General features: G+C 48.3%; 19 protein-coding genes and 1 riboswitch. Of the genes, 9 read left to right on the top strand and 10 right to left on the bottom strand.

Going from position 1 to position 23,931, the window contains the following annotated elements:
* Positions 1-63: 63 nt before the first annotated feature.
* The 5 genes from HPL003_RS14185 to HPL003_RS14165 all read right to left on the bottom strand — a co-directional run bounded on the left by HPL003_RS14185 (position 64) and on the right by HPL003_RS14165 (position 6,072).
* Positions 64-2,286, bottom strand: coding sequence for a Tex family protein (locus HPL003_RS14185; RefSeq protein WP_014280369.1), 2,223 nt, complete (start codon positions 2,284-2,286; stop codon positions 64-66).
* A 181-nt stretch (positions 2,287-2,467) separates the two neighbouring features.
* On the bottom strand, positions 2,468-2,818 hold the full coding sequence (locus tag HPL003_RS14180) for a type II toxin-antitoxin system PemK/MazF family toxin (RefSeq protein WP_007429335.1): 351 nt from the start codon (positions 2,816-2,818) through the stop codon (positions 2,468-2,470).
* Between the two features lie 6 nt (positions 2,819-2,824).
* The gene (locus HPL003_RS14175) at positions 2,825-3,106 is read right to left on the bottom strand and encodes a CopG family ribbon-helix-helix protein (RefSeq protein WP_007429334.1); all 282 of its coding nucleotides are present in this window, start codon (positions 3,104-3,106) and stop codon (positions 2,825-2,827) included.
* 294 nt (positions 3,107-3,400) lie between these two features.
* Positions 3,401-4,597: an alanine racemase gene (gene alr / locus HPL003_RS14170; RefSeq protein ID WP_014280368.1), complete on the bottom strand. Its 1,197-nt coding sequence runs from the start codon at positions 4,595-4,597 to the stop codon at positions 3,401-3,403.
* Positions 4,598-4,872: 275 nt separating this feature from the next.
* Entirely contained in the window at positions 4,873-6,072 is a 1,200-nt protein-coding gene (locus HPL003_RS14165) for a LolA family protein (RefSeq protein ID WP_014280367.1), read from the bottom strand.
* 489 nt (positions 6,073-6,561) lie between these two features.
* On the opposite strand from HPL003_RS14165, the gene HPL003_RS14160 reads away from it, so the two are divergent.
* Positions 6,562-7,065 (top strand): ABC transporter substrate-binding protein, encoded by a 504-nt coding sequence (locus tag HPL003_RS14160; protein ID WP_014280366.1) that lies wholly within the window; start codon positions 6,562-6,564, stop codon positions 7,063-7,065.
* Between the two features lie 26 nt (positions 7,066-7,091).
* Here HPL003_RS14160 and HPL003_RS14155 read toward each other — a convergent pair whose 3' ends face one another.
* From HPL003_RS14155 to HPL003_RS28890, 3 genes are all read right to left on the bottom strand, one after another.
* Complete coding sequence (locus HPL003_RS14155; RefSeq protein WP_014280365.1) at positions 7,092-8,723, bottom strand: formate--tetrahydrofolate ligase; 1,632 nt, start codon at positions 8,721-8,723, stop codon at positions 7,092-7,094.
* A 341-nt stretch (positions 8,724-9,064) separates the two neighbouring features.
* Positions 9,065-9,568: a DUF6933 domain-containing protein gene (locus HPL003_RS14150; RefSeq protein WP_014280364.1), complete on the bottom strand. Its 504-nt coding sequence runs from the start codon at positions 9,566-9,568 to the stop codon at positions 9,065-9,067.
* A 54-nt stretch (positions 9,569-9,622) separates the two neighbouring features.
* The gene (locus HPL003_RS28890) at positions 9,623-9,787 is read right to left on the bottom strand and encodes a hypothetical protein (protein ID WP_014280363.1); all 165 of its coding nucleotides are present in this window, start codon (positions 9,785-9,787) and stop codon (positions 9,623-9,625) included.
* 387 nt (positions 9,788-10,174) lie between these two features.
* On the opposite strand from HPL003_RS28890, the gene HPL003_RS14145 reads away from it, so the two are divergent.
* The 6 genes from HPL003_RS14145 to HPL003_RS14120 all read left to right on the top strand — a co-directional run bounded on the left by HPL003_RS14145 (position 10,175) and on the right by HPL003_RS14120 (position 17,201).
* Positions 10,175-10,882: a response regulator transcription factor gene (locus HPL003_RS14145; RefSeq protein ID WP_014280362.1), complete on the top strand. Its 708-nt coding sequence runs from the start codon at positions 10,175-10,177 to the stop codon at positions 10,880-10,882.
* Between the two features lies 1 nt (position 10,883).
* Entirely contained in the window at positions 10,884-11,828 is a 945-nt protein-coding gene (locus HPL003_RS14140) for a sensor histidine kinase (protein ID WP_014280361.1), read from the top strand.
* Positions 11,829-11,922: 94 nt separating this feature from the next.
* On the top strand, positions 11,923-12,846 hold the full coding sequence (locus HPL003_RS14135) for an ABC transporter ATP-binding protein (RefSeq protein WP_014280360.1): 924 nt from the start codon (positions 11,923-11,925) through the stop codon (positions 12,844-12,846).
* Positions 12,839-13,543 carry an ABC transporter permease gene (locus HPL003_RS14130; protein ID WP_014280359.1) on the top strand — a complete coding sequence of 235 codons (705 nt, stop codon included), beginning with the start codon at positions 12,839-12,841 and terminating at the stop codon, positions 13,541-13,543. The genes HPL003_RS14135 and HPL003_RS14130 overlap by 8 nt, the downstream gene beginning before the upstream one ends.
* A gap of 122 nt (positions 13,544-13,665) precedes the next feature.
* A riboswitch (FMN riboswitch) is annotated at positions 13,666-13,810 on the top strand.
* Between the two features lie 171 nt (positions 13,811-13,981).
* Positions 13,982-14,929 (top strand): DMT family transporter, encoded by a 948-nt coding sequence (locus HPL003_RS14125; RefSeq protein ID WP_014280358.1) that lies wholly within the window; start codon positions 13,982-13,984, stop codon positions 14,927-14,929.
* Positions 14,930-15,170: 241 nt separating this feature from the next.
* A complete protein-coding gene (locus tag HPL003_RS14120; protein ID WP_014280357.1) occupies positions 15,171-17,201 on the top strand; it encodes a methyl-accepting chemotaxis protein in 2,031 nt (676 codons plus the stop codon).
* 113 nt (positions 17,202-17,314) lie between these two features.
* On the opposite strand, the gene HPL003_RS14115 is transcribed toward HPL003_RS14120, so the two are convergent.
* Positions 17,315-18,796, bottom strand: a complete 1,482-nt coding sequence (locus HPL003_RS14115; protein ID WP_014280356.1) for a carboxylesterase/lipase family protein — start codon at positions 18,794-18,796, stop codon at positions 17,315-17,317.
* Positions 18,797-18,997: 201 nt separating this feature from the next.
* On the bottom strand, positions 18,998-19,561 hold the full coding sequence (locus tag HPL003_RS14110) for a GbsR/MarR family transcriptional regulator (protein ID WP_014280355.1): 564 nt from the start codon (positions 19,559-19,561) through the stop codon (positions 18,998-19,000).
* A gap of 517 nt (positions 19,562-20,078) precedes the next feature.
* Between HPL003_RS14110 and HPL003_RS14105 the strand changes: the two genes are divergently transcribed.
* Both HPL003_RS14105 and HPL003_RS14100 read left to right on the top strand, forming a co-directional pair.
* Complete coding sequence (locus tag HPL003_RS14105) at positions 20,079-21,302, top strand: quaternary amine ABC transporter ATP-binding protein (protein ID WP_014280354.1); 1,224 nt, start codon at positions 20,079-20,081, stop codon at positions 21,300-21,302.
* On the top strand, positions 21,277-23,865 hold the full coding sequence (locus HPL003_RS14100) for a glycine betaine ABC transporter substrate-binding protein (protein WP_014280353.1): 2,589 nt from the start codon (positions 21,277-21,279) through the stop codon (positions 23,863-23,865). Before HPL003_RS14105 ends, HPL003_RS14100 begins: the two co-directional genes overlap by 26 nt.
* Positions 23,866-23,931 lie beyond the last annotated feature (66 nt).

The raw sequence follows: 23,931 nt of genomic DNA, 5'->3' as shown, positions 1-23,931 counted from the left end.
GTGATTCGGAGATTCCGGCTTTTGCTATACCCTAATAAGGCGGTTATACAGATTTTTAGAGTATTATGCCTGCGATTGCGCCTCTGCTGGAGCTTTCATCGTCAGACCGACTCTGCCTTTTTTCAGGTCTACATTCAGCACCCACACGGTTACGTTATCACCAACGGATACGACATCCATCGGATGCTTGACGAAGCCGCTGCGTAGCTGTGAAATATGAACCAATCCATCACTCTTGATGCCGATATCGACAAATGCGCCAAAATCAATAACATTGCGGACCGTTCCCTGAAGCTCCATGCCCGGTGCCAGATCCTCAATCTTGAGCACATCCTTGCGGAATACGGGCAACGGCAGCTCGTCACGCGGGTCGCGGCCCGGACGCTGGAGACTGTCCAGAATATCCTTCAATGTCGGCACGCCAACTTCCAGCTTCGCGGCCAGCTCGTCAATGTTGGACACGTTCAGCGCTTCCGTCGCAGCCTTGGTGCCTAGATCGTGGGCGCTGATGCCCAGTTCAGCCAACAGGCGGTCTACGACGGCGTACGATTCAGGGTGAATCGGTGTGCGATCCAGCGGATTTTCTCCACCCGGTATACGGATAAAGCCAACAGATTGCTCGTAGGTTTTCGCGCCAAGACGCGGTACCTTTTGCAACTGACGACGGTTGTTGAATTTACCGTTTTCCTCACGGTATTTCACGATATTTTTGGCAATTGTCGCGTTAATCCCCGCTACATAGGACAGCAATGCCGAGGAAGCGGTATTCACATCCACACCAACATGGTTAACTGCCGATTCTACGACATCCTTCAAGCTTTCATCCAAATGTTTCTGTGACACATCATGCTGGTACTGGCCTACACCAATGGCCTTCGGCTCAATCTTGACCAACTCAGCCAGCGGGTCCTGCACACGACGTGCAATGGATGCCGCGCTGCGCTCAGCCACGTCCAGATCCGGGAACTCCTCCTGCGCCAGCTTGGAGGCGGAATAAACACTTGCGCCTGCCTCATTGACGATCAGGTACGCCAAGCTGCTGTCACCAATGTCTGCAATGACTTCAGCTACAAATTGCTCTGTTTCACGCGAAGCTGTTCCGTTACCGATGACGATCAGCTCAATGCTGTATTGGGCAATGAGCTGCTTGAACTTCTCGGCAGCCTCACGCTTCTTGTTGTTCGGCGGTGTCGGGTACGTCACAGCCACTTCCAGCAGCTTGCCCGTATCATCTACGACCGCCAGCTTGCAGCCTGTCCGATACGCCGGATCGACACCGAGTACACGGCGGCCCTTGATCGGAGCCTGTAACAACAGGCTGCGCAAATTGCCCGCAAAGATAGAGATGGCCTGCTGCTCACCCTTCTCTGTCATTTCAGCGCGCACCTCACGCTCAATAGATGGTGCGATGAGCCTTTTATATGCATCCTCAATGACGTTGCGCAGCAGCTCTTCCACGGCGGATGTGCCTTTAATCACTTGACCTGCGACGTAATTGTGAATCGAATCAGGCGCTACCTCCAGTCCGACCTTGAGAATGCCTTCACGCTCTCCGCGATTAATCGCCAAAATACGATGAGGCGGCATTTTCTTAGCCAGCTCACGATAGCTGTAGTAATTCTCGTAGACAGACTCTTGCTCTGCATCCTTCGCTTCGGAGGTCAACATGCCATGGTCTAGCGTATATCGACGTACCCATTGGCGAATAGCCGCATCATCCGCTATATTTTCCGCTAAAATATCCAAGGCTCCTTGTATTGCCGCCTCAGCGCTGTCCACTCCCAATTCCGCATTCACATAGGACTCGGCTTCTTTCAGAGCATCTCCCTGCTTCGGCTGACTCCAGATCCAGATGGACAGCGGCTCCAGCCCCCGTTCCTTCGCCACACTCGCGCGGGTTTTGCGCTTTTGCCGATATGGACGGTACAGGTCCTCCACTTCCTGAAGCTTAACCGCAGCAGTAATGGCAGCCTGAAGGTCTTCTGTCAGCTTGCCCTGCTCATCAATAATGCGAATGACTTCTACCTTGCGGTCCTCCAAATTACGTAAATACAGCACACGATCTTCAATTTCACGTAGCTGATTTTCATCCAGTTCCCCAGTCATTTCCTTACGGTATCGCGCGATAAAAGGAATCGTATTCCCTTCATCCAGCAAACTGATCGTCGTCCGGATTTGCTTGAGTGCCAGCGACAGCTCTCTCGCCACTTGTTTGACAATCCGCTCCTGGCGTTCTGCTTCGTTCGGCTCCTGCCGGATTTCCGTCTTCGTTTCCTCGTTAGACAAAGCTATCCCTTCTTCCTTACAACTCTTGTCTTTCATCATGTCTTTCATTATCACAAAAAAAGAATCAAAGCGCCAGCACGTAACGATAAGGCCAGGCCCAGCCTGCATTTTTCATCGGACACGCAAAAGGACAGCGCCTATGCGCTGCCCTTTTCCCGTTTCACTCGTCGTTCCAAAAATGCTAAAAATCAATCAAACCAAGACTGATTTGTAGCGAATCGCTCACTTTGCGCATGGTTTCTTCATCCAAATGGGTGATTTTGTCGGTAAGCCTTTGCTTGTCAATCGTCCGAATTTGCTCCAGAAGAACGACAGAATCGCGATCAAAGCCATGCGTCGCCGCGTCAATTTCCACGTGTGTGGGCAGCTTCGCCTTTTGAATCTGGGCGGTAATGGCTGCCACGATCACAGTGGGACTGAACCGATTGCCGATATCATTTTGGATGATCAGCACAGGTCTGACGCCACCTTGCTCGGAACCGACTACGGGTGAAAGGTCTGCAAAAAAAACGTCGCCGCGCTTTACGATCAATATGGATTACACCCCGCTAACTGTACGGCCCAAGGTGCTGTTTGCATCTTCCTCCGCATGAAAGGCTTCGGAGGCCATGGTCAAGTTAATTTTAGCCATCTCCATATAACCACGCTGCATGGCTTCACGAATGTAACGTTTCTTACGTTCGCCCACATACAGCTTCATGGCCTGCCTGATAAATTCACTGCGGTTGGAATTTTCCATGGCTACGATCCCGTCCACTTCCTGCAAGAGATGATCCGGCAAACTGATCATTATTCTTTTGGTGTTCTGCAAATTGGCCAACTTCTCTTCCACCCCCAAAACCTTGTCGCCATTGTACCATTATAACGTTATTCCCGGTAATTTATTCAAACGGAATACAAGAGAATATATATGATATTCGTATATCATCTATGCTGTATTCCATTATAAACTACGCAGTTCGTTTTCGTACAGGCGTTTGATCCCCGAAATACAAGTGTCAGCGGAGCCTGCTGCGTCGTTTTGACAGTTACAGCGCTCTTTTCTTTCCTTTGTACATATTTCGGGACGTTCTGCGAAAACTCCTGCTTTTATCCGGTCATTTGCATCATGAAATTAATCCCAGCGGGTTGGAAGAAGCGAATTCACTCGAACGACAGGGATTTTTCCCCGTGTATACACACGCGGCACCCTGTGTGCGATCATGCAGATCACCTCATAGTGGATGGTACCAAGCTTGGATGCCAGCTCATCCGCCGCAATCGTTTCGCCGGACTGCTGACCGATGAGAACAACCTCTTCGCCGATTTGAATTTCTTCCGCATCCTCTGCGAAAGATTGTAAGGATACCATACACTGGTCCATGCAAATGCTGCCGAGCACCGGGACGCGGCGGCCGCGTATCAACACTTCGATTTTCCCACTCAGCATGCGGGAGTATCCATCCGCGTAGCCAATCGGCAGTGTGCCAATTCGCTCTTCGTCGGAGGTCACGTAACGGGTGCCATAGCTAACCCCCCAGCCGGGAGGGAGCGTCTTGGTATAAACCACTGCCGTCTTCAATGACAATACAGGCAGTAGCTCAATGGCTTGCCAGTTAACCTCATCGGATGGATACAGGCCGTATATACTGATGCCAATCCGCACCATATTGGGGGAAAGCGCAGGGGTATCAATGGTGGTCGCGCTGTTGCCCGTATGTATAATGGGAATGGTGATGCCTTGTTCCCTTAGCGCCTCCGATACGCCCTGAAACCGATTATACTGTAGCAGTGTATAGCTTTTGTCTTCTTCATCCGCGCGGGCAAAATGGGTGTACATGCCTTCCAGCAGCACTTGCTCCAACCGATGAGTCTGCCGGACAAAGGCAACCGCCTCTTCTCCAGGCAGCAGGCCCAGTCGTCCCATGCCGCTGTCTATTTTGATGTGCACCTTCAGCTTGCGTTCGCTTCCTTTGCGGTCCAGTCTACGGATACCCTCCAACACTTCTTCACTGAACACAGTCAGTGTAATATCATGCTCCCAAGCCGTCTGCACAGCTTCAGGCAGGGTATAGCCGAGTACAAGGATAGGCAGTCTAATCCCCGCCTGCCGAAGCTCCAGAGCTTCATCCAGAAAAGCGACGCTCAAGTAATCCGCACCAAGGCGTTCCAATTCCTTTGATATTTCCACGGCACCGTGTCCGTAGGCATTAGCCTTGACACAAGCCAGCAACAGCTTATCCGCTGGCAATGCCTTACGAAAAGCCTCATAGTTGGCGCCAAGGTGATCCAGGTTGATTTCGGCCCGGGTCGATCTGTATTGTGCTTGCAAAATCCAGTCACCTTCTTCAATTGTTAGCCTGTAACATAGCCTTTTACCATTCGGAATGGACAAAGTCCTTACCTTTTCCTTACTTCCAAAGGTTAATGGTAATGTTCAAAAACGTGGCTGTCAATGGCAGATGGCGTTTGCCAGCATCCTCCACAAAGAACACGACTCCCAAGCGAGAGGTGCACACACCCCTAGACCTCGGATGAACAAAAGACGGATACGGGCGGAAGCAGAGCAAAATACACTCTAAACCGTCTGCATCCGTCTATAAAGTTTTATTTACCCGATTGATCCTGTATAGAAGCGGCAATTTGTATCATTTCGCTCACAGGCAGGTCAGCACTGGTAATACGGAACTCTATACCGTCATTCATCCAGGTCATCGTCTGCTGTTCGCTTCCCGCCAGAACGGCAAAGCTTCCTCCAATATCGACCAGTTCACCTGCGGCCAATGATACGGCCCGATCTTTCGGACGCGCCTCCACAATCGTATAGTTGTACATTCCACTATACCGCAGCATCACCGCATGTGTACCATTATCCTCCAGCTCCGGCGTATCCTTAATCTGTACCCCGGCCGGCGTATAGGACGGTTCAATCAAGCCGAATTCACCCATCACAGCTTCAGCAGCATCTGTGCCTGCCGATGCCCCTGTTGCTGCATCAGATGTACTCGGAGTTTGCTGTTGCGCCTCTGTGTTGCCCGCTGTATCCGGCTTGGCCTCAGTATCCGTGCTGGACGTCACACCTGTCATACCATCAATCGTACCGGAAGAATCAGGCTGCCCGCTGGAATCCACCGCTCCGGCTGAAGGTGCTCCTTCACTTGCCTTGCCCGTTTTTCCAGAAGCCATATTGCGCTCCATATCAAAAGAGTCCTTGTCGAACTTCGTATCAAACGCAAATTGATCGAATTTCAGATCCACAACTACCTTGGCGTTCGCATCAGATACCTGTACCTGAGTTGGCGCATAGTTATTTTTGGAAAGCCATATTTTTTGCCTTACCAGCGCATGGCTGTTGTAGTTTGCCGCTACATCGAACACATAGGATTTATCGTCCGAAGCCAGCTGACGTGAAGCATCGCCGATAATACTGCGAACCAGCGTTTCATACAAATAAACCTGGCCCTGGTTGTTCGGCCAATCGCTTTTAAAGCGGAAGCTCTTATTCAGACTGGGCGTTAATACGAATACACCCTCATCATTTCGCAGCACGATCTGAGTAACATCCTTTTTCTCATTCGTCATGGCAATTCGGTAATAGGAAGGCTTGCGGTAGGAAATGTCCACCTTGTACTCCTGCGGCGTGTCGCCGGTATGCAGCGTCATCAAAGCTGTACCGTGGTAGCTGTTCAGGTCACTCACCACGTCACTCAAATCTTTAACCACATCGTCCGCGCTCTTCTTGCCGCACCCGGCCAGCAGCAGCGTTACACACATGACCATGGCAAGCATCCATGAAATCCGGCGCATATGATCAACCCCTTCAGCACATGTTTTAAATGAATTAGTACATGTCTATGAAGGACTTGTTCGATTTATGCAGACTGGCATGACAAGCTTAAACGTATCTATTGCATTTTCTCCATCAGCTCGATTACTTTTGTAATGATTAGCTCTTCTTCGTGACCCACTTAATTGCCGTTCGATTCATAGCCTTTCGCGTAGTTGCTACGATAGTCATTAAGCCTAAATCATGGATTAGAATACCAAACAGAATGCCTAAGCCAACAATCAAGAATTGACTTCCGCAGTGTCTCTATAGCTATATGAGTTGAGATAAAGATGTACATACGGTACAAAGGCGAACGCGATGAGCCTGCTTTTTTGTACAAAATCGAATTTGGTGACCAAGTTTGTCCATTGAGTATTGAAGGAGCATCGCTTATCATTGCTTCTGTGATAATAATTCTCACTTAGTTTTATACAAGAAAATCCTAAATGAATTTTATGGAGGTCACCATGATCAATAAAAAATCAAAGCAGGTTCAGAATGTAGCCGATCTGGGATTTCCGATTGATTTGGAAAAAGCATTGACGCTACAGCCTGACCTGATCATTACAGGCAATACAGACGAAAAGCAGTATGCAGCTCTGAGCAAAATCGCGCCTACGATTGTATTCGACACCTTCGCTCCGCTGAACGAGCGATTGCTGCACCTCGGAGAAATCGTAAACAAGAAAAAAGCTGCCGAGGATTGGCTTGCACAGTACAAAATCAAGGAAATCGAGCCAAGCCAGCTCCCCGACTACGCCGGGAACCGTATTTTTATGCTCATACCCACAGCCTCGGACTCCAAACGTACGCTGGAACGCATGCTGAACAGTTCACTCTGGCGCAGCCTGCCCGCTGTGCGTCAAGGCCAGGTGTATTTCGTAGAAGCTGACCGCTGGAACTGGAACGATGCCATGACCCGGCAAAAGCTGCTCACCGCACTGCCCAAGCTGCTCGGCGTTTCTTCGTAAAACGCCTAACATTTATCATAAAAATACTACATCAAGCCCTGAATGCTCCCATCTGGCTCCAACGACATATGCTCGGCTGCCGGGGTTTTAGGCAAACCAGGCATGGTCATTGTGTTGCCCGTTTCCACTACCACAAAGCCTGCTCCCGCAGATAATGAAACTCTGGACACGTGGATCGTAAAGCCCTCCGGTGCGCCTAGCAGAGACGGCTGATCTGAAAAAGAATACGGCGTTTTGGCCATACATACAGGCAGTTGTCCAAAGCCAAGCTGCTCCATACCGGACAACGCCCGTTTAGCCGCAGGAGTATATGCTACCTCTGTCGCGCCATAAAGCTCCTGCGCAATGAACCTAATTTTCGCTTGCAGATCAAGCGCACTATCATACAACGGTGCAAAATGGGCTTTGTCCTCCTGGATTAGATTTAGCAGGCTTTGGGCCAACTTTTCTCCCCCTTGGCTTCCCTGTGCCCACACCTGAGATAGCTCTGCGGGTACACCCAGCTTGCGGCATTCCGCGAAAATCAGTTCCAATTCGGCTTCGCTATCTGTTACAAAATGGTTGACCGCTACCAGTACAGGCACGCCGAATTTTTGCAAATTCCGTACATGCCGATTCATATTGGCTAATCCAAGCTGTAATTGCGCCAGATTTTCCTCGTCCAGCTCATTTTTAGCTACACCGCCGTTATATTTCAGCGCTTTGGCGGTTACGACCAACACAGCCGCATCCGGCTGCAAACCGGACTGACGGCATTTGATATCAAAAAACTTTTCTGCCCCCAGCTCAGCCCCGAATCCAGCCTCCGTCACGACAACCTCCCCTAGCTTCAATGCCAACTTCGTACCGATCAGACTGCTGCATCCGTGCGCAATATTGGCAAAAGGCCCACCATGCACAATGACGGGTGTTCCCTCTAGTGTTTGCACCAGATTCGGCTTTAACGCTTCCCGAAGCAGCACAGCCATGCCTTCTACTGCTTGCAAATCCTCGGCCGTCACCGTCTCGCCCGCTTCATTATATCCAATGACCATTCGGCCCAAGCGCACTTTGAGGTCGTCGATATTCTCGCTCAGGCACAATACCGCCATCACTTCCGAGGCCGAGGTAATCAGAAATCCACTCTCTCTCACTGCTCCATTACCTGTTCCCAATCCGGTTACTATACTTCGCAAACTCCGGTCATTCATATCTACAGCCCGTTTCCACATGATTCGTTCCGGCTTCAAGCGCAAAGTATTGCCATGAAACAAATGATTGTCAATCATCGCTGCCAGCAAATTATGCGCCGCCGAAATCGCGTGAATATCGCCCGTAAAATGCAGATTAATATCCTCGGCCGGAACAATCTGGGCTTTTCCTCCCCCAGTTGCTCCTCCTTTCATGCCAAAGCACGGCCCAAGTGAGGGCTCCCGCAGCGCAGCTATGGTCTTGTGCCCCAGCGCATTCAGCGCCTGCGACAGCCCAATGGTCGTTAGCGTTTTTCCTTCTCCCGCAGGAGTCGGATTCATTGCTGTGACCAGCACCAGCTTTCCGTTCGGACGATCCTTCACCTGCTCCCACAGGGACGGATTCAGCTTCGCTTTATATTTTCCATACGTCTCCAGATGCTCTTCTTCGATTCCTGCTTCTTTCGCTACCTCAATAATCCGTTTCATGCTCGTTATGTACCCCCTGTTTTTAAGTCTGACCGATGGTGTCAAACACTGTATCGTTTTATTTTACCAAAGTGTGGCGCTTTTTGCGCTGTGATTCATTTCATCGCAAGCTTTGCTTTCCTGTGAGTTGTAAAAAAAGAGCATCCCCCGCCCAGATGGACTTTGGTGGATACTCTTTTGGCACGTCTTGTTTAACGACCCGCTCAGAAACTAACCGGATAGCCTTGGGACAGCAGATCATTAATATGTAAACAATTATAAATGAAGCAAAAAATACAAAGCTGGATAGCCCATTTCCAATCCCCACTAAACAACGCAGGGAAAAAAACGACTCGAGACTCTTACACACTTTCTTGTTTATAATGCTTTTCTAAAACTTCTTTAAAAGCATCAACCGGATACTGGTATTGAATCGTTTTGAACACAATCCGGTTATTCCACTGGTTTTTTTCCAGCTCACTTCCATGCTCCATATCCAGTTCTTTCATGACAAAAATTATCTCATTCAGCGTCCCCACTACACTGCGATTATTGGTTGTAGAAGCCAGCATCTGCTCGCCTTCCTGTGTGTACGCCTCTACAATTTGCTCATCAAAACCCTCACTGATCATGAGCTCCTTCAAGGCTTGGACAAAAAGAGTTGGCAGGTTTTTATACTGCGCCTTTTTGATTCCGAACAGTGTAACGCTCAAGCGGGATGCATCATGCATAAACACAATATTTTTTCTCCGATTCAGCAAAAACAAGTTGGCATGCCAACTATTCAAAGGCGGATAAATATCAACTTGAAGTGGTTCAATATCCCATTCCTTCAGCAGTTTTTGTGTTCCCCGTATGACAAACATCGTTGCTCTCCTTTATGACGGTCCTGTGCCGTAGCTCATTCCAGAAAATCATTCCTACAATCCGCCCAAAAATTCACCATGATCATCCTTGGCTGCGTAATTGACTTTCTTGTTCTCGTAATTCGTAATATGAGGCATGTTCTGATCATTATACGCCTTGAGCTTCCCTAAAATAATCTCCGCATTCTGGTCATAGTCTTCCTTCTCAATCCTCATCATCTAACACTCAACTCTTCTATAGCCAGCATTCTCAGTATAATCTACAAAGGCGGTATATTTCCAGTATTCATTATGGTCAATTTTGTGATTAGATTTTAATGGTGGTTTTTTTATAGGGCAGAAACAATAGTTTTTGATTACATCTTAGGTTGTGGTTAAAGTGAATATGGTTGGAAACTAATAGAACCTTTCAGATTTGGTAATATGGCACCAGATCTCCATTTCTCATTTTTCCACTTTATTATAATGAGATTGTTTAATATTATAATTTCTGAACTCTATAGCTTCCATGGATATTTTTTATAGAAATTCCCTCCACTGCTCTATATAATTCAGGTACAGCTCGTCACACGAGCTTAATCTAAAAATTAGGGGTGTTCCACACCTATGTCACAACATATTTTACTCATTGAAGACGATACAGCCATCGCCGAAATGCTGCACAAAGCGCTAACCAAGGAAGGTTACACATTAACCACCGCCCTTGACGGGGAAGAAGGGCTGCTTGCCTTTGAACGTCACACCTACGATCTGGTACTGGTGGATCTGATGATGCCGAAGGTCGATGGTATGGAGGTGATCCGTCGAATCCGTACCCACAGCGCTGTCCCGATTCTGATTATGTCAGCCAAGGACAGCGACGTGGATAAAGCGCTTGGACTGGGCTTCGGAGCAGACGATTATGTCGCCAAGCCCTTTTCTATGCTGGAAATGACAGCACGCATTCAGTCTGCGATCCGTAGAGCGACTACATACGCGCAGCAGCAACAACAAAAGGAACAGTCCCAAGACCAAGTGCTAACCTACGGAAATCTGCACATTGATTTTGATCATTTTATGGTCACCCGCAATGAAATCCAAATTCAGTTAACAGCCAAGGAATCTGATATTCTCAAGCTATTTGTAACCAATCCGAACCGTGTATTTACCAAAGCGCAACTATACGGGTTTATCTGGAAAGAGGATTATATGGGTGACGAAAATGTGATTAACGTCCATATTCGCCGCTTACGCGAGAAAATCGAGGAAGACCCCTCCCACCCGGTTCACATTAAGACGTTATGGGGCATCGGCTACAAATGGGAGAACGGGTGATATGAACATCGAGAGCATTTCTGAATGGATAGTCGTCCTCATCTTGTCCGTCGTTATTTTATGGTTCTGGAGAGAGCGTGCGGCCCAAAAGCGCAAAATAAAGGATATCCGAAACGCACTGGAACGGATTGTAACCGTTAATCATGCGGAAAAGCTGCTGTATGTCACGGGTGACGCTGAACTGCAACGGCTCATGACGGAAATTAACCGCTTGCTGGACTTGAATTTGAGAGTGTCTGTGGATTATAACCGAAGCCAAATCGCCATGCGCAAAATGATTTCAAACATTTCCCACGATCTCAAAACCCCGCTTACGGTGGTGCTCGGATATGCCGAGATGCTGGATGCCGATCCGCATATTGTGCCGGAAGAACGTACAAAGCTACTATCTAAGATTCATCAGAAGACAAGCGAAGCCATTGAGCTGATCGAAAGCTTTTTTAGCTTGGCGAAGCTGGAGGCTAATGATACGGACATTCCGTTGACCCGGCTGGAGGTGGGAGAGCTGTGCAGACGTAGCATTTTGGAGTTTTATGATCTGCTAACAGCGCAGGGGTTTGCTGTGCATATTGATATCCCGGAGCACCCCATTCATGCTTTGGGGAACGAAGGAGCGATTGGGCGGGTACTGAACAATCTGATCTCGAATGCGATTCGCTACGGGGCGGATGGTCGGACGCTGGGACTGACTCTAACGGAACAGCCGGACACGGTGCGTATAGAGGTATGGGATCGGGGGCAAGGCATTCAGGAGCCTGAGCAGGACAAGGTTTTTGAACGTATGTACACGCTTGAGGATTCCCGTAATAAGGCGATACAAGGCAGCGGATTGGGGCTTACGATTGCCAAACGTCTGGTTGAGACGATGAACGGAGAGATTCATTTGACCAGCAGACCTTATGAACGGACGGTCTTCTCTTTTACATTGAAAAAAATCAACTATTAAACGAACTTAATAATTTTGTAAGATTCGGGAAAGAAAAATGAACATTTCGCCCTTTATCCTTGAATTATCAACAGTATGCGAAGGGAGAACACCCATGACTTATATATTACGGACGCATCAACTGACCAAAGCCCTGAAGGGCAACGAAATTGTATCAGGGGTCAGCATGAATGTGCGCCAGGGGGAAACTTATGGCTTTCTCGGTCCCAATGGGGCGGGGAAGACGACGATCATGAAAATGATTACGAACCTGCTCAAGCCCACCTCGGGTGAAATTGAATTGTTCGGTGAAAAATTAACGCCAAAGTCGTACCACCTGCTCGGACGGATGGGCTCGATTATTGAATACCCGATTTTTTATGACAGACTGACGGCCCAGCAAAATCTCGAGCTTCATTGCGAATACATGGGCTATTATAACAAACAGGCTGTTCGAGATGCACTGGAACTAGTGAACTTGCGAAACGCGGGTGACAAGCCGGTAAAGGATTTTTCACTGGGGATGAAGCAGCGTCTCGGGATAGCCCGAGCGATTGCGACCAAGCCGGAGCTGCTGATTTTGGACGAACCGATTAATGGACTGGACCCGATGGGGATCAAGGAAATCCGCCAGTTGTTCCACATGCTGTGCAAGGAATATGGCATGACTATCCTCGTGTCCAGCCACATTTTAGTGGAAATCGAGCAAATTGCCGATACGGTGGGTGTGATTAATCACGGTCGACTGATTGAGGAAGTGTCGATGGAACAGGTGCGGGAAACCAATACGGAATACATCGAATTTACGACCAATGACTGCAAAAAAGCAGCCTACGTCCTCTCCCATCACCTCAATCTAACGAATATCCGAGTGCTGAACGATCAGAATATACGTATTTACGATACAAGTGTACCGCAAAAGCAAATTACGAAAACGCTCATTTTAAATGAGGTAGAGGTGGATTCCATCCACCAAAAAAACAGTACGCTGGAAGACTACTTCATGCGGCTGTTAAATGGAGGTGAACTCCATGCTTAAACTAATGCAACTGGAGCTGAAAAAGTTTCATTTGGCGGGATACATCCGTTCGGCGCTAATCGCCAACGCATGTATTTTGGGGCTGATCATCATTATCGCACTGGGTAACCAAAGTGAAGGAGTGCCCGAATTTACACGATACGCTGAGCTTTTGGACCTCTTGGACTATCTGGTCAGAGCCACATTTATTATTTTTGCCTCCATCCTGCTGTGCCGCTTTATTGTGAGCGAATTTAAGTCCAAGTCGATTAACATCTTGTTCATGTACCCGATTGACCGCAAAAAGCTGATGGTCGCCAAACTCTTGGTCGTGTTACTGTTTACGTTCCTGTCCATTATTATATCGGAAATCATCATTACGGCTGCCGTCCATCTATTAAATCAGTTCGTCGTTATTGTACCGGATAAACTTAGCCTCGCCGTACTAAGACAACAATCAGTCCGGACACTGATCAATGCGGTTGCAGCAAGCTTTATGGGGCTAGTTCCGCTATACATGGGAATGCGAAAATATTCGGTACCCACCACAATTGTGACCTCGATCCTGATCGTAGCCCTGCTTTTCTCGAATAATAACGGTGCGCTTGGCTCCACGCTTGGCTCCATTGCGCTTGTGCAGATCGGCTTCGCCGTGCTAGGAATGCTCGTAGCTTATGCGGCCATCCGCCGCATCGAGTATAAGGATATTACCTCGTAATATGTAATTTTGTAAAACGCTTTCAAGAAATAAATGAAAACCATTGCTCGATGTACACATATTTTTCACTGGACTTCATTCTAAAACAGGTATATCCTATAGGAGAAATTAAAAAACGGAATAAGGATCTTCGGGGTAGGGTGTGATTCCCAACCGGCGGTATGGCTCATGGAGCTAAGCCCGCGACTCTGTATCTGGCAACAGGATACGGACTGATTTGGTGAGATGCCAAAGCCGACGGTAAAGTCCGGATGGAAGAAGATCGAAGTATGAACATGCCGCGAAGTGGATGATACTGCGTTATTGGTTTTGCAGCAACTTCATTTATCTTGCATAAAGCGGCAAGTTTATTTGATCAACCCCCGTCTTGCATGGCCTATCGCCATGGACGGGGGTTTTTGTGCCACCGGTCCTGTATTCGCAAGGAGCTAATTGAGTATGAGTCAATCATCAACTGTACTAACATCCAAAGGTTTTGATCGTAGCTCCCACATGAAGAGCGGTTTTTGGCTAGTCGCAATTGGAGCGGCCTTGTGGGGCGCGGACCCGCTGTTCCGCATTATTTTGCTCAAATCATTTACCTCTACACAAATTGTACTAATGGAGCATGTGCTGCTCTTTATTGCCCTTGCACCAGTGCTGTGGAAGCATCGCGAGGAGCTTAAAGCGGTACGGCTTCGTCAGATTTTGGCTATCTTGTTCGTCTCGTGGGGCGGTTCTGCTCTGGCCAGCGTGATTTTCACGATGGCACTCAGCAACGGTGATCTTAATGCTGTGCTGCTGCTCCAAAAGCTTCAGCCGTTAGTCGCTATTATTTTGGCCCGCGTTATATTGAAGGAAATGCTGCCGCGTAATTTTGGAATATTAATTGTCGTGGCTCTGTTCGGGACATATCTTCTTACCTTCGGCTGGTCGCTCCCTTTCGGACATGTTCGTGATTTCGTCCACGTCGGCAGCCTGCTTGCACTAGGAGCAGCGGTCCTGTGGGGCGGTTCGACAGTGATGGGAAGCTACTTGCTTCGTTCGATGAAATATGAGACGGTGACCTCCCTGCGCTTCATGGTGGCTCTCCCTCTGCTGATCGTTCTCACCTCTGTGGAGCATGCACCTTGGAATATGCCTGCTGGCACATGGGCGGGCGCAGCCGTGATTATCAATCTGTTGTTGCAGGCGCTGCTTCCGGGTCTTCTCAGCCTGTTACTGTATTACAAGGGCTTGAGTACGACCAAGGCGTCTTATGCCACGATGGCAGAATTAAGCTTCCCGATGGTCGGTGTTGTGATTAACTGGATCGCTTTCCAGCAGATCGTTACGGTAGCGCAATTGACTGGCTTTATGCTGATCTGGATTACACTCTTTATGATTTCTCGACAGCAAAAAAACTAATAGGTTCAATGTCCATTTTATCCCTCATCCAAGCCAAATCGAGAAGATGCTTTTGCATCTCCGGTTTGGCTTTTTATGTATAAATATTAATATTTAACACACTACTTTAGACCTATTTTTAAATAAAAGCGTGCAAAACAAGCAACTATTTATCTTTTTCCATAGATTACATCTATAAAATTTAATGCTTTTTGTCGAATAAAACAATGTAGTGATCATCAGACACAGAGGAGCAAGAACTATGACTAAAGCAAAACAAACAGTTCCATGGTGGAGCAGGTTTCTCAGATCGTTTTATTTAATGCGGACAAAATTGATTGTATCTTTTTTAGCAGTTCTATTGATTCCGAGTGCACTTATTGGATACTTTTCTTATGAGGGGGCTACGACGCAACTCAGTCAGCAAATGAACGGTTCCGTCTACACGAATCTGTATCTGATCCGAAGCAATGTCAATCAATATGTATCGCCCATTATGAAGGATGTGGACGTGCTTGCCACTGAAATCGAATCTGATTCCCTTGCTTCCGACGAAGATGCCCTTCAGAAAAAATTGAATGTCATCGTCAAGGCTCATCCCGAGTTGGATGCTGCGCTTCTCGGCAATGCGAAAGGACAATACATTCGTACGCCGAAAAAAAAGGAGGCCGATTATGATCCAAGGGAGAGACAATGGTACAAAAACGCGATGCAAGAAAAGGGCAAAGTAGCCGTCAGTGTTCCAGCTGTCAGCGTCACGACAGGGAATTTAGTGGTTAATTTATCAAGAACGCTAGAGGACGGTCAAGGAGCTATTGCGTTGAGCTTGAGTCTGGACAAAATGAGTCAAAACATGCAGTCTGTCAAGATTGGTAAACGCGGGGGACTCTTTATTGTTGATTCTAATCATAAAATTGTGTCTGGAGCTGGAACAGCCTTTAACAATTCAGGCAAAAAACCGGCAGACATCATTGAGGGACTTCCCGAAGTGGCGAAAACCGCTGAAAATGATACCCCTTCCATAGCACAAATTCAATTTATGAATAGAGATGTAGTGGCCTTTACACTCAAGGACCCTATCACCGGATGGAACATTACCGCCCTGTCCGATCTGGAGGATTACAGTGACGCTGCCCAACCGATTTTGAAGCAAAGCCTGATTGTGATTGTTATTTCCATACTGGCCGCTGCTATTATCATCGTGCTCATGATTCGCTCGTTCCTGATTCCGATGCGCAAGCTGCAAGCAGGAACACGTATCGTCCGTGACGGCAACCTTACCGCACGGGTCAATCTGACCGGCAAGGATGAATTCAGCGAGCTGGCGCAAAATTTTGACCAGATGACACATGCCCTGCACACGATGGTTTCCGAGGTCAACCAGACGTCATCACGACTCGCGTCCTCTTCCCTGATGATTAAGGAAAGCACGGAGCAAACGACGGAATCTGTACAGCATGTAGCGGAAACGGTTATGGAATCCGCCGAAAATGCCACCACCAGCGCAGAGGCATCCGAGCAAACGGCCAATGCCGTTGAGGAAATGGCCAAGGGCGTCAGCACTATTGCGGAATCGGCAAGCTCCATTGTGGATTCGGCAGGACAGACTGAGCATGACGTAGCCAAAGGCAGCCAAATGATCGGAAGCGTACGCACACAGATGGACCGTATTTTGGAAGCTGTGACCCAAACCGCCAGCCTGATGGATGAGCTGTCACAGCTCTCTGACGATGCGAAGCAGATGAACAGCGCGATTGCTGCCATTGCCAAGCAGACCAACCTCTTGTCGCTGAACGCGTCGATTGAAGCCTCCAGAGCAGGCGAAGCCGGACGTGGATTCGCCGTGGTAGCCGTGGAGGTCCGTAAGCTGTCGGAGCAGTCCAGGGAAAGCGCGGATTCCATCAGCCAGATCATTACACAGATGTTGGATTTGATCCAGCGCTCCACGGCTACGATGAACGGTAATGTCCGTAACCAGGTGGGCGAGGGACTGCGTATTAGCCAAGATGCAGAAGGTGCCTTCACGAATATTGAGCACTCCACATCTCATATTGTGGAACAGATTCAAAGCGTGTCCGCAGCCGCTGAACAAATTTCGGCCAGCACGGAGGAAGTTTCGGCTACTGTTACTCATCTGGCAAGCCTGTCCCGCAATTCAGCGGATAGCTCACAGACGACTTCCGCAGCCGTTCAGGAGCAAATGGCGGCGATGGAAGAAATCGCTTCTTCCTCTCAGGAGCTGTCCAATATGGCGCAGGATTTGCAAGAGCTGGTTAAGCGATTCAAGATTTAGTTCCTGCAATACATCTGCACCTGTTCAACCTAAAAAAGCCTTCGTCCGTATACCAAAATACGGGCGAAGGCTTTTAGTATGTTAGGCTGCTGGATGATAGCCCAATACTTGGCTCAGATCCTCATCTGTCCGGTCAACTGGCGGCGTCTTTCCCCTTCCGGGTCATGCTGCACCGAGATGCCTTGATGAAAAATGGCCGTAGCCCGCGATTCCCTGTCATATACAGGCCACTCCCCTTCCGGCAGCACAGGCTTTCCGTCACGTGCAAAAGTAACCCATGCCTGCTGCATAGCGTAAGCCAGTGTCCGCATAGGCGGATGAACGTCCAATCCGAGCTTGCCTAGCAGCTCCAGATTATCAAAAACAAACGCAATTTCCGCGCCGTGAACCGCTTGTCCGAATACAGGATGCCCCGGCAGTGTCCAGTCAAAACGGTACATCCACACCGGGGCATGAACCGCTTGTGCAACCGCTAGAGCCAGCGCAGGCCGCCAGAAGAACAGATCGGTCAGCATCTGCGCTTGCCCCTCAATCGTAACAGGGAAAGGCTCCGTAAAATCACCAACATCTGACATGCCCGTCATCATTTCCAATGCCTGACTCGCCGTCGACTTGTTCATCAGATGGGATTCCTTGCGAATAAAGTAAGCACCCTCCTGCAAATTTGTTCCGATCATAACGGATACCCGCTTTGATGATCCTTTTGCTATCGCAGAAAGAGGTACGTCAGGCAGGGTCACACCATCCACAACGGGTTGATAGAGCATCGCCAGCCCCGGACCCATCATTTCATGCGTCTTGGCCATGGCAAGCATGAGCGCCTCCGTCGGCAGTGTAAACAATCGTTCCGGATGCCGGGTATCCACCCCCAACTGCTGGAGATACGCAACCGTGACTTGCTCAGCCTGTGAAGTCGGCAACACCTGCGAGGCACCGCTCTGCAAAATAGCACGTCGGAACAGGCCCTCAGCGGCTGGCATGGCCAACAACGCGGCAATGCTCATGGCTCCCGCCGATTCACCGAATACCGTCACCTCGTCCGGGTTACCACCAAAAGCGGCGATATGGTCCCTAACCCATTCCAGCGCAGCAATCTGATCCAGCAGTCCCGCATTGGAGGTCAGTCCGTCTCCCCGTGGAGTCAGGTGCAAAAAGCCCAGCGGCCCGAGCCGATAATTGAGCGTAACGACGACAACATCGCCATTTTCCGCCATCCGTGCCCCGTCATATAATGGAATAATTCCCGATCCTGTTACAAAGGCTCCGCCGTGAATCCACACCATTACCGGACGCCCCTTCGCTGGTGCCTCCGAAGCAGGTGCCCAGACGTTCAGGTACAAGCAGTCCTCTGACTGCTCAGGCGGTTCCACCAGATTCCCGGTCATACTCTCAGCAGATGGCATAGGTTGCGGACAGATCGGACCAAAGCTCGTCGCATCCCGCACTTCTTCCCAAGGCTTCAAAGGCTGTGGCGCGTGAAAACGCAATTCTCCCACAGGAGGCTGTGCATATGGGATGCCTTTCCATACATGATATTCATTCACCGTTTCCCCACGAAGCTGACCCAAGCGGGTATGTACTGTAATACTCTCCACAATGAAGCCTCCTTTAACCTGTATGTTCAATGTTCGACGCAACACTATATCAATCATTTCATATCTCTATTATACCCTTTGCGCAGGGCCAAACCAAAATCGAACAAAACTAATCCAAAGTTTACAAAGCCAAACACAAAAAAACACCGGGAACGCTTTTTACGCTCCGGCATTTTTATGAAAAGAAACGAGGATGAGCGATTAATCACGAACCTCTTCCTTCGGGATCAGCTTGTATATTTCTTCGCTTTCCATCGAATCAATCAGTCGGTCCAGCCACTTGTAATAGGCAACAGCCTGCTTCATTTTCAAACGATCCTGCTGGAGAACAGCCTTAAACTCCTCATATTCCCCGCCCTGCTCCAGCAATCTGTCCAGCTCCTCAATGGCCTTGCGCAGCACCAGCAAATTCGTTTCCACCGCTTTTCTCCATTTAATAGCAAAGAAGTCCGTGAACGTTTGATGCCAGTCATATTCGACTTCATACAAATCCTTGCGCGAGCCTTTGCTCCACACCTTGTTGACCATTTTCAGATCCAACAGCGTTCGGACACCAGTACTCATGCTCGTTTTGCTCATTTCCATTTCACGGCCCATTTCGTCCAGCGTCATCGGTTTATCCGCAAAAAAAAGCAAACCGTACAAATGCCCCGCAGACAAGGTGATCCCATACAAGTCCATATTTTTACCTATAGCTTCTATGACACGTTTGCGAATTTTTTGCAGCGAAGCCTGCTGCTCATCACCTAACTGGTACAAGCTCATGCTTGCAACCTCCTAATTTTAGAGCATTTTGCCTAAGATCGTATGAACGACTTTTACCCGTAACCGATTGGCTTTGAAGCAACACATGAAATCTTTCAATTAAAAATGAAATGTTTCAAAAACAAAGCTTCTGTCTATATTACAACAGCATGGGTCGTTCAAAATCATAATTCGCAAAATCGCTAATGATAGTAAACTTTTTAAATTATGGATATACATAAATCTTTTGCTTATGGTTATATTTCATTGTCTATTTTAAAAAAAGAGCTATCGGTTGTAAAGTTTCGGATGTTTGAGCATTCTAAAGAACGAAGGAGCATATGAAAGGAAACTTTGTACGGTTTTTTCTGTACGTACTTTATGAACAGTTTTTTTGTTTGAAATGTAAGCAATTCTTCTGTTACAATTAATTTTGTCATTAACCGTTCAGGATGTTCAAAATATTGATTTTTATACTTGATCCTTAATGCAACACGGGGTTAATACCAAGCAAAGTATAGAAAGAAGAGGTGTATGTATGACGATTTTGGAAGTCAAAAATGTCAGCAAACTCTTTGGTCCTCACGCAGAGCAAGGTGTTCCGCTCCTGGAGCAAGGCTGGGGCAAGGAAAGGCTGGCCAAAGAAAAACAAATTACCGTTGGTGTCAATAGGGCCAATATGGAAATTAAGCAAGGTGAAATTTTCGTTATTATGGGTCTTTCGGGCAGTGGCAAGTCCACTTTAGTGCGAATGCTAAATCGCTTGATTGAGCCTACCTCCGGTGAAATTCTGGTCCACGGCAAGGATCTCCGTAAGATGAACAAAGAACAACTCCGCGAAGTTCGTCGTAAAACCATCAGCATGGTTTTTCAAAAATTCGCCCTGTTCCCACACCGGACTGTATTGGAAAATGTAGAATACGGCCTTGAAATACAAAAGGTAGAAAAAACGAAACGCCAGGAAAAAGCACAGCAAGCGTTGGAACTGGTTGGTCTTAAAAACTGGGGCGATAAAATGCCCGATGAACTGAGTGGTGGTATGCAGCAGCGTGTCGGTCTGGCACGGGCGTTGGCTAATGACCCTGAAGTGCTTCTGATGGATGAAGCATTCAGCGCACTGGACCCCCTCATTCGCCGTGACATGCAGGATGAGCTGCTGGAGCTTCAAGATAAAATGAAGAAAACGATCGTATTTATCACCCATGACCTGGATGAAGCGCTGCGGATCGGTGACCGGATTGCATTGATGCGGGACGGATCGGTCGTGCAGATCGGTACACCGGAAGAAATTATGATCCAACCGGCTAACTCTTATGTAGCCCGCTTCGTCGAGGATGTGGATCTGTCCAAGGTATTGACGGCTGCTCATGTTATGCTTCGTCCAGAAACGATTACAATGGATCGCGGTCCACGTGTTGCTCTGGAATTGATGCGCGAACGCGGGATTTCCAATCTGTTCGTCATTGATCGTACCAAGAAACTTTTGGGCGTTATCAATGCTGAAGATGCTGTCCATGCGCTGCGCAACAATTTGAAAATTGAAGATATTCTCATGACGGACGGACCGCAGGTTGCTGCTGAAACCGTCATTAATGACTTATTCGAAATTACAAGCTCTTCCAAGGTACCACTGGCTGTGGTCGATGACAAACAGAAGCTTTTGGGTGTTATCGTCCGTGGAGCTTTGCTGGGCGCACTTGGCGGAGATGTAACCACCACGAAGGAGGTGAATGCCCTTGATACCGAAACTGCCAATCGCTGAGTGGATTCAGACTATTGTAGACTGGATGGGTATTCATCTGGCTGGATTTTTTAATGTTATCTCTTCTGTTATTGAAGCTGTTGTAGGCTTTTTCTCTGGGCTGTTCATGCTTCCGCACCCTCTGGTGTTCATCGTGATCATCGGGATTATCGCGTTTATGATCGGCCGGGTTCAGCTTACGCTGTTTACTGTCATCGGCTTCCTGCTGATTGACAATCTCGGCTATTGGAGCGAAACGATGAATACGCTTGGACTGGTCATCACGTCCGCACTCGTATCCATTGTCATCGGGATTCCGATCGGGATCTGGTGTGCGTACAGCAAAACGGCGTCACGCATTATTACGCCTTTGCTTGATTTCATGCAGACGATGCCCGCGTTCGTGTACTTGCTCCCTGCGGTTACCTTTTTCAGCCTGGGTGTTGTACCGGGCGTTATCGCATCTGTTATCTTCGCGATCCCGCCAACTATTCGTATGACGAATCTGGGGATTATGCAAGTGTCGAGTGAATTGGTCGAAGCCTCTGACGCATTCGGTTCAACCTCGGCGCAAAAGCTGTTCAAAGTACAGCTTCCGCTGGCTATGCCAACCTTGATGGCTGGTATTAACCAGACGATTATGCTCTCACTGTCTATGGTCGTTATTGCTTCCATGATCGGTGCGGAAGGTATCGGTGCCGTTGTATACCGTGCCGTGACACAGCTGCAAATTGGTAAAGGTTTTGAAGCCGGATTGGCTGTCGTTGTTCTGGCTATCGTGCTTGACCGTTTCACACAGAACCTGTTCAAACCTGCGAAAAGAGGCAAAAGCCGCATATCCACCAAGCAAAAGGTATGGATTACATCTGCGGTTACGGCTATCATTCTGATCGCTGGCGCATCGCAATATTTTGTTGGATCGAATCAATCTGCATCTGGCAAAGGAAACGCTGCTGCCAACCCGGTTGGCGAAGAAGTTGGCTACAAGATTATCGGAATTGATGCCGGGGCAGGTATTATGAAATCAACTGCCAAGGCGTTAAAGGACTACAATTTGTCCGATTGGAAGCTGGTAGAAGGTTCCGGTGCAGCCATGACTGCAACTCTGGACAAAGCTATGAAAGCGAAAAAACCGATCATTATTACAGGTTGGACGCCACACTGGATGTTCAACAAATATGATCTCAAATATTTGGAAGACCCTAAAAAATCTTATGGTGAGGCCGAGGGTATTCATACGATTGCCCGTAAAGGACTGCAACAGGATGCTCCTATCGCTTACGAGTTTCTGAAACGGTTCAAATGGACGCCGGAAGATATGGGTGAAATGATGGTTGCCATTCAAGGCGGAACCAGTCCTGAGCAAGCTGCCAAGGATTGGGCTGATAAGCATGCCGATAAGGTGCAGGAATGGACCCAAGGACTGCAACCTGTCCATGGTGACACCTTCAAGCTGAGTTATGTGGCTTGGGATTCTGAAATTGCCAGCACGAATTTGCTGAAATATATTTTGGAAAACAAATTGGGCTACAAAGTAACCGCGTTGCAAGTTGAAGCAGGTCCAATGTGGACGGGTGTCGCCAGTGGTGATGTGGATGCTTCTCCGGCTGCATGGCTGCCACTGACACATGCGGATTACTGGGCTAAATACAAGGATAAGCTTGATGATCTGGGCGCTAATATGACGGGTGTCAAAACGGGATTGGTCGTGCCAGCTTATATGAATGTCAAATCTATTACTGATTTGCAAGGCAATGGAGCCGCTCCGGCTTCTGCCGCTGCGGGGGACTTTGGCAAGGAGGTCGGATACCGTATTGTTGGTACCGACCCCGGCGCTGGTCTCATGAAGCTGACTGCCAAAGCTATGAAGGAATACGACTTGTCTGACTGGAAGCTGCTTGAAAGCTCCGGGGCTGCTATGACAGCTACACTGGACAAAGCGATCAAAGCCAAGCAGCCCATCGTTGTAACAGGCTGGACTCCTCACTGGATGTTTAACAAGTATGATTTAAAATACTTGAAAGACCCTAAGAAGGCTTATGGTGATAAGGAAGAAATCCATACAATTGCCCGTAAAGGCTTGAAACAGGATGCTCCTGTTGCTTATGAATTTCTGAGCCGCTTTAAGTGGACTGCTGAAGATATGGGTGAAGTGATGATTGCTATTCAGGACGGTACTGCCCCGCAGCAGGCCGCCAAGAACTGGGCCGATAAGCATTCAGACAAGGTGCAGGAATGGATTAAGGGCTTGCAGCCTGTCCATGGCGATCCTTTGAAGCTGAGCTACGCTGCCTGGGATTCTGAAATTGCCAGTACGAATGTATTGAAATATGTATTGGAGCAAAATTTGGGTTATAAAGTGACTGCCCTTCAGGTAGAGATTGGCCCCATGTGGACAGGCGTTGCAGGCGGGAGTGTGGATGCTACCGCCGCTGCCTGGCTCCCACTGACGCATGCCGATTACTGGGCTCAGTACAAGGATAAGGTGGACGACATCGGAACCAGCATGACCGGCGTTATGTCCGGACTCGTTGTTCCATCCTACGTACCCATTGATTCGATTGAGGACTTAAAGACGCAATAATATTTCATTCATCCATACGATATAGCACTTAAAACCAAAAGGCAGATCAGGAGTAACAACCTGATC

It is taken from the genome of Paenibacillus terrae HPL-003, from assembly GCF_000235585.1.
Classification (GTDB): domain Bacteria; phylum Bacillota; class Bacilli; order Paenibacillales; family Paenibacillaceae; genus Paenibacillus; species Paenibacillus terrae_B.
Note: the sequence above shows the minus strand (reverse complement) of the source record. Positions and strands in the feature narration are given on the sequence as shown.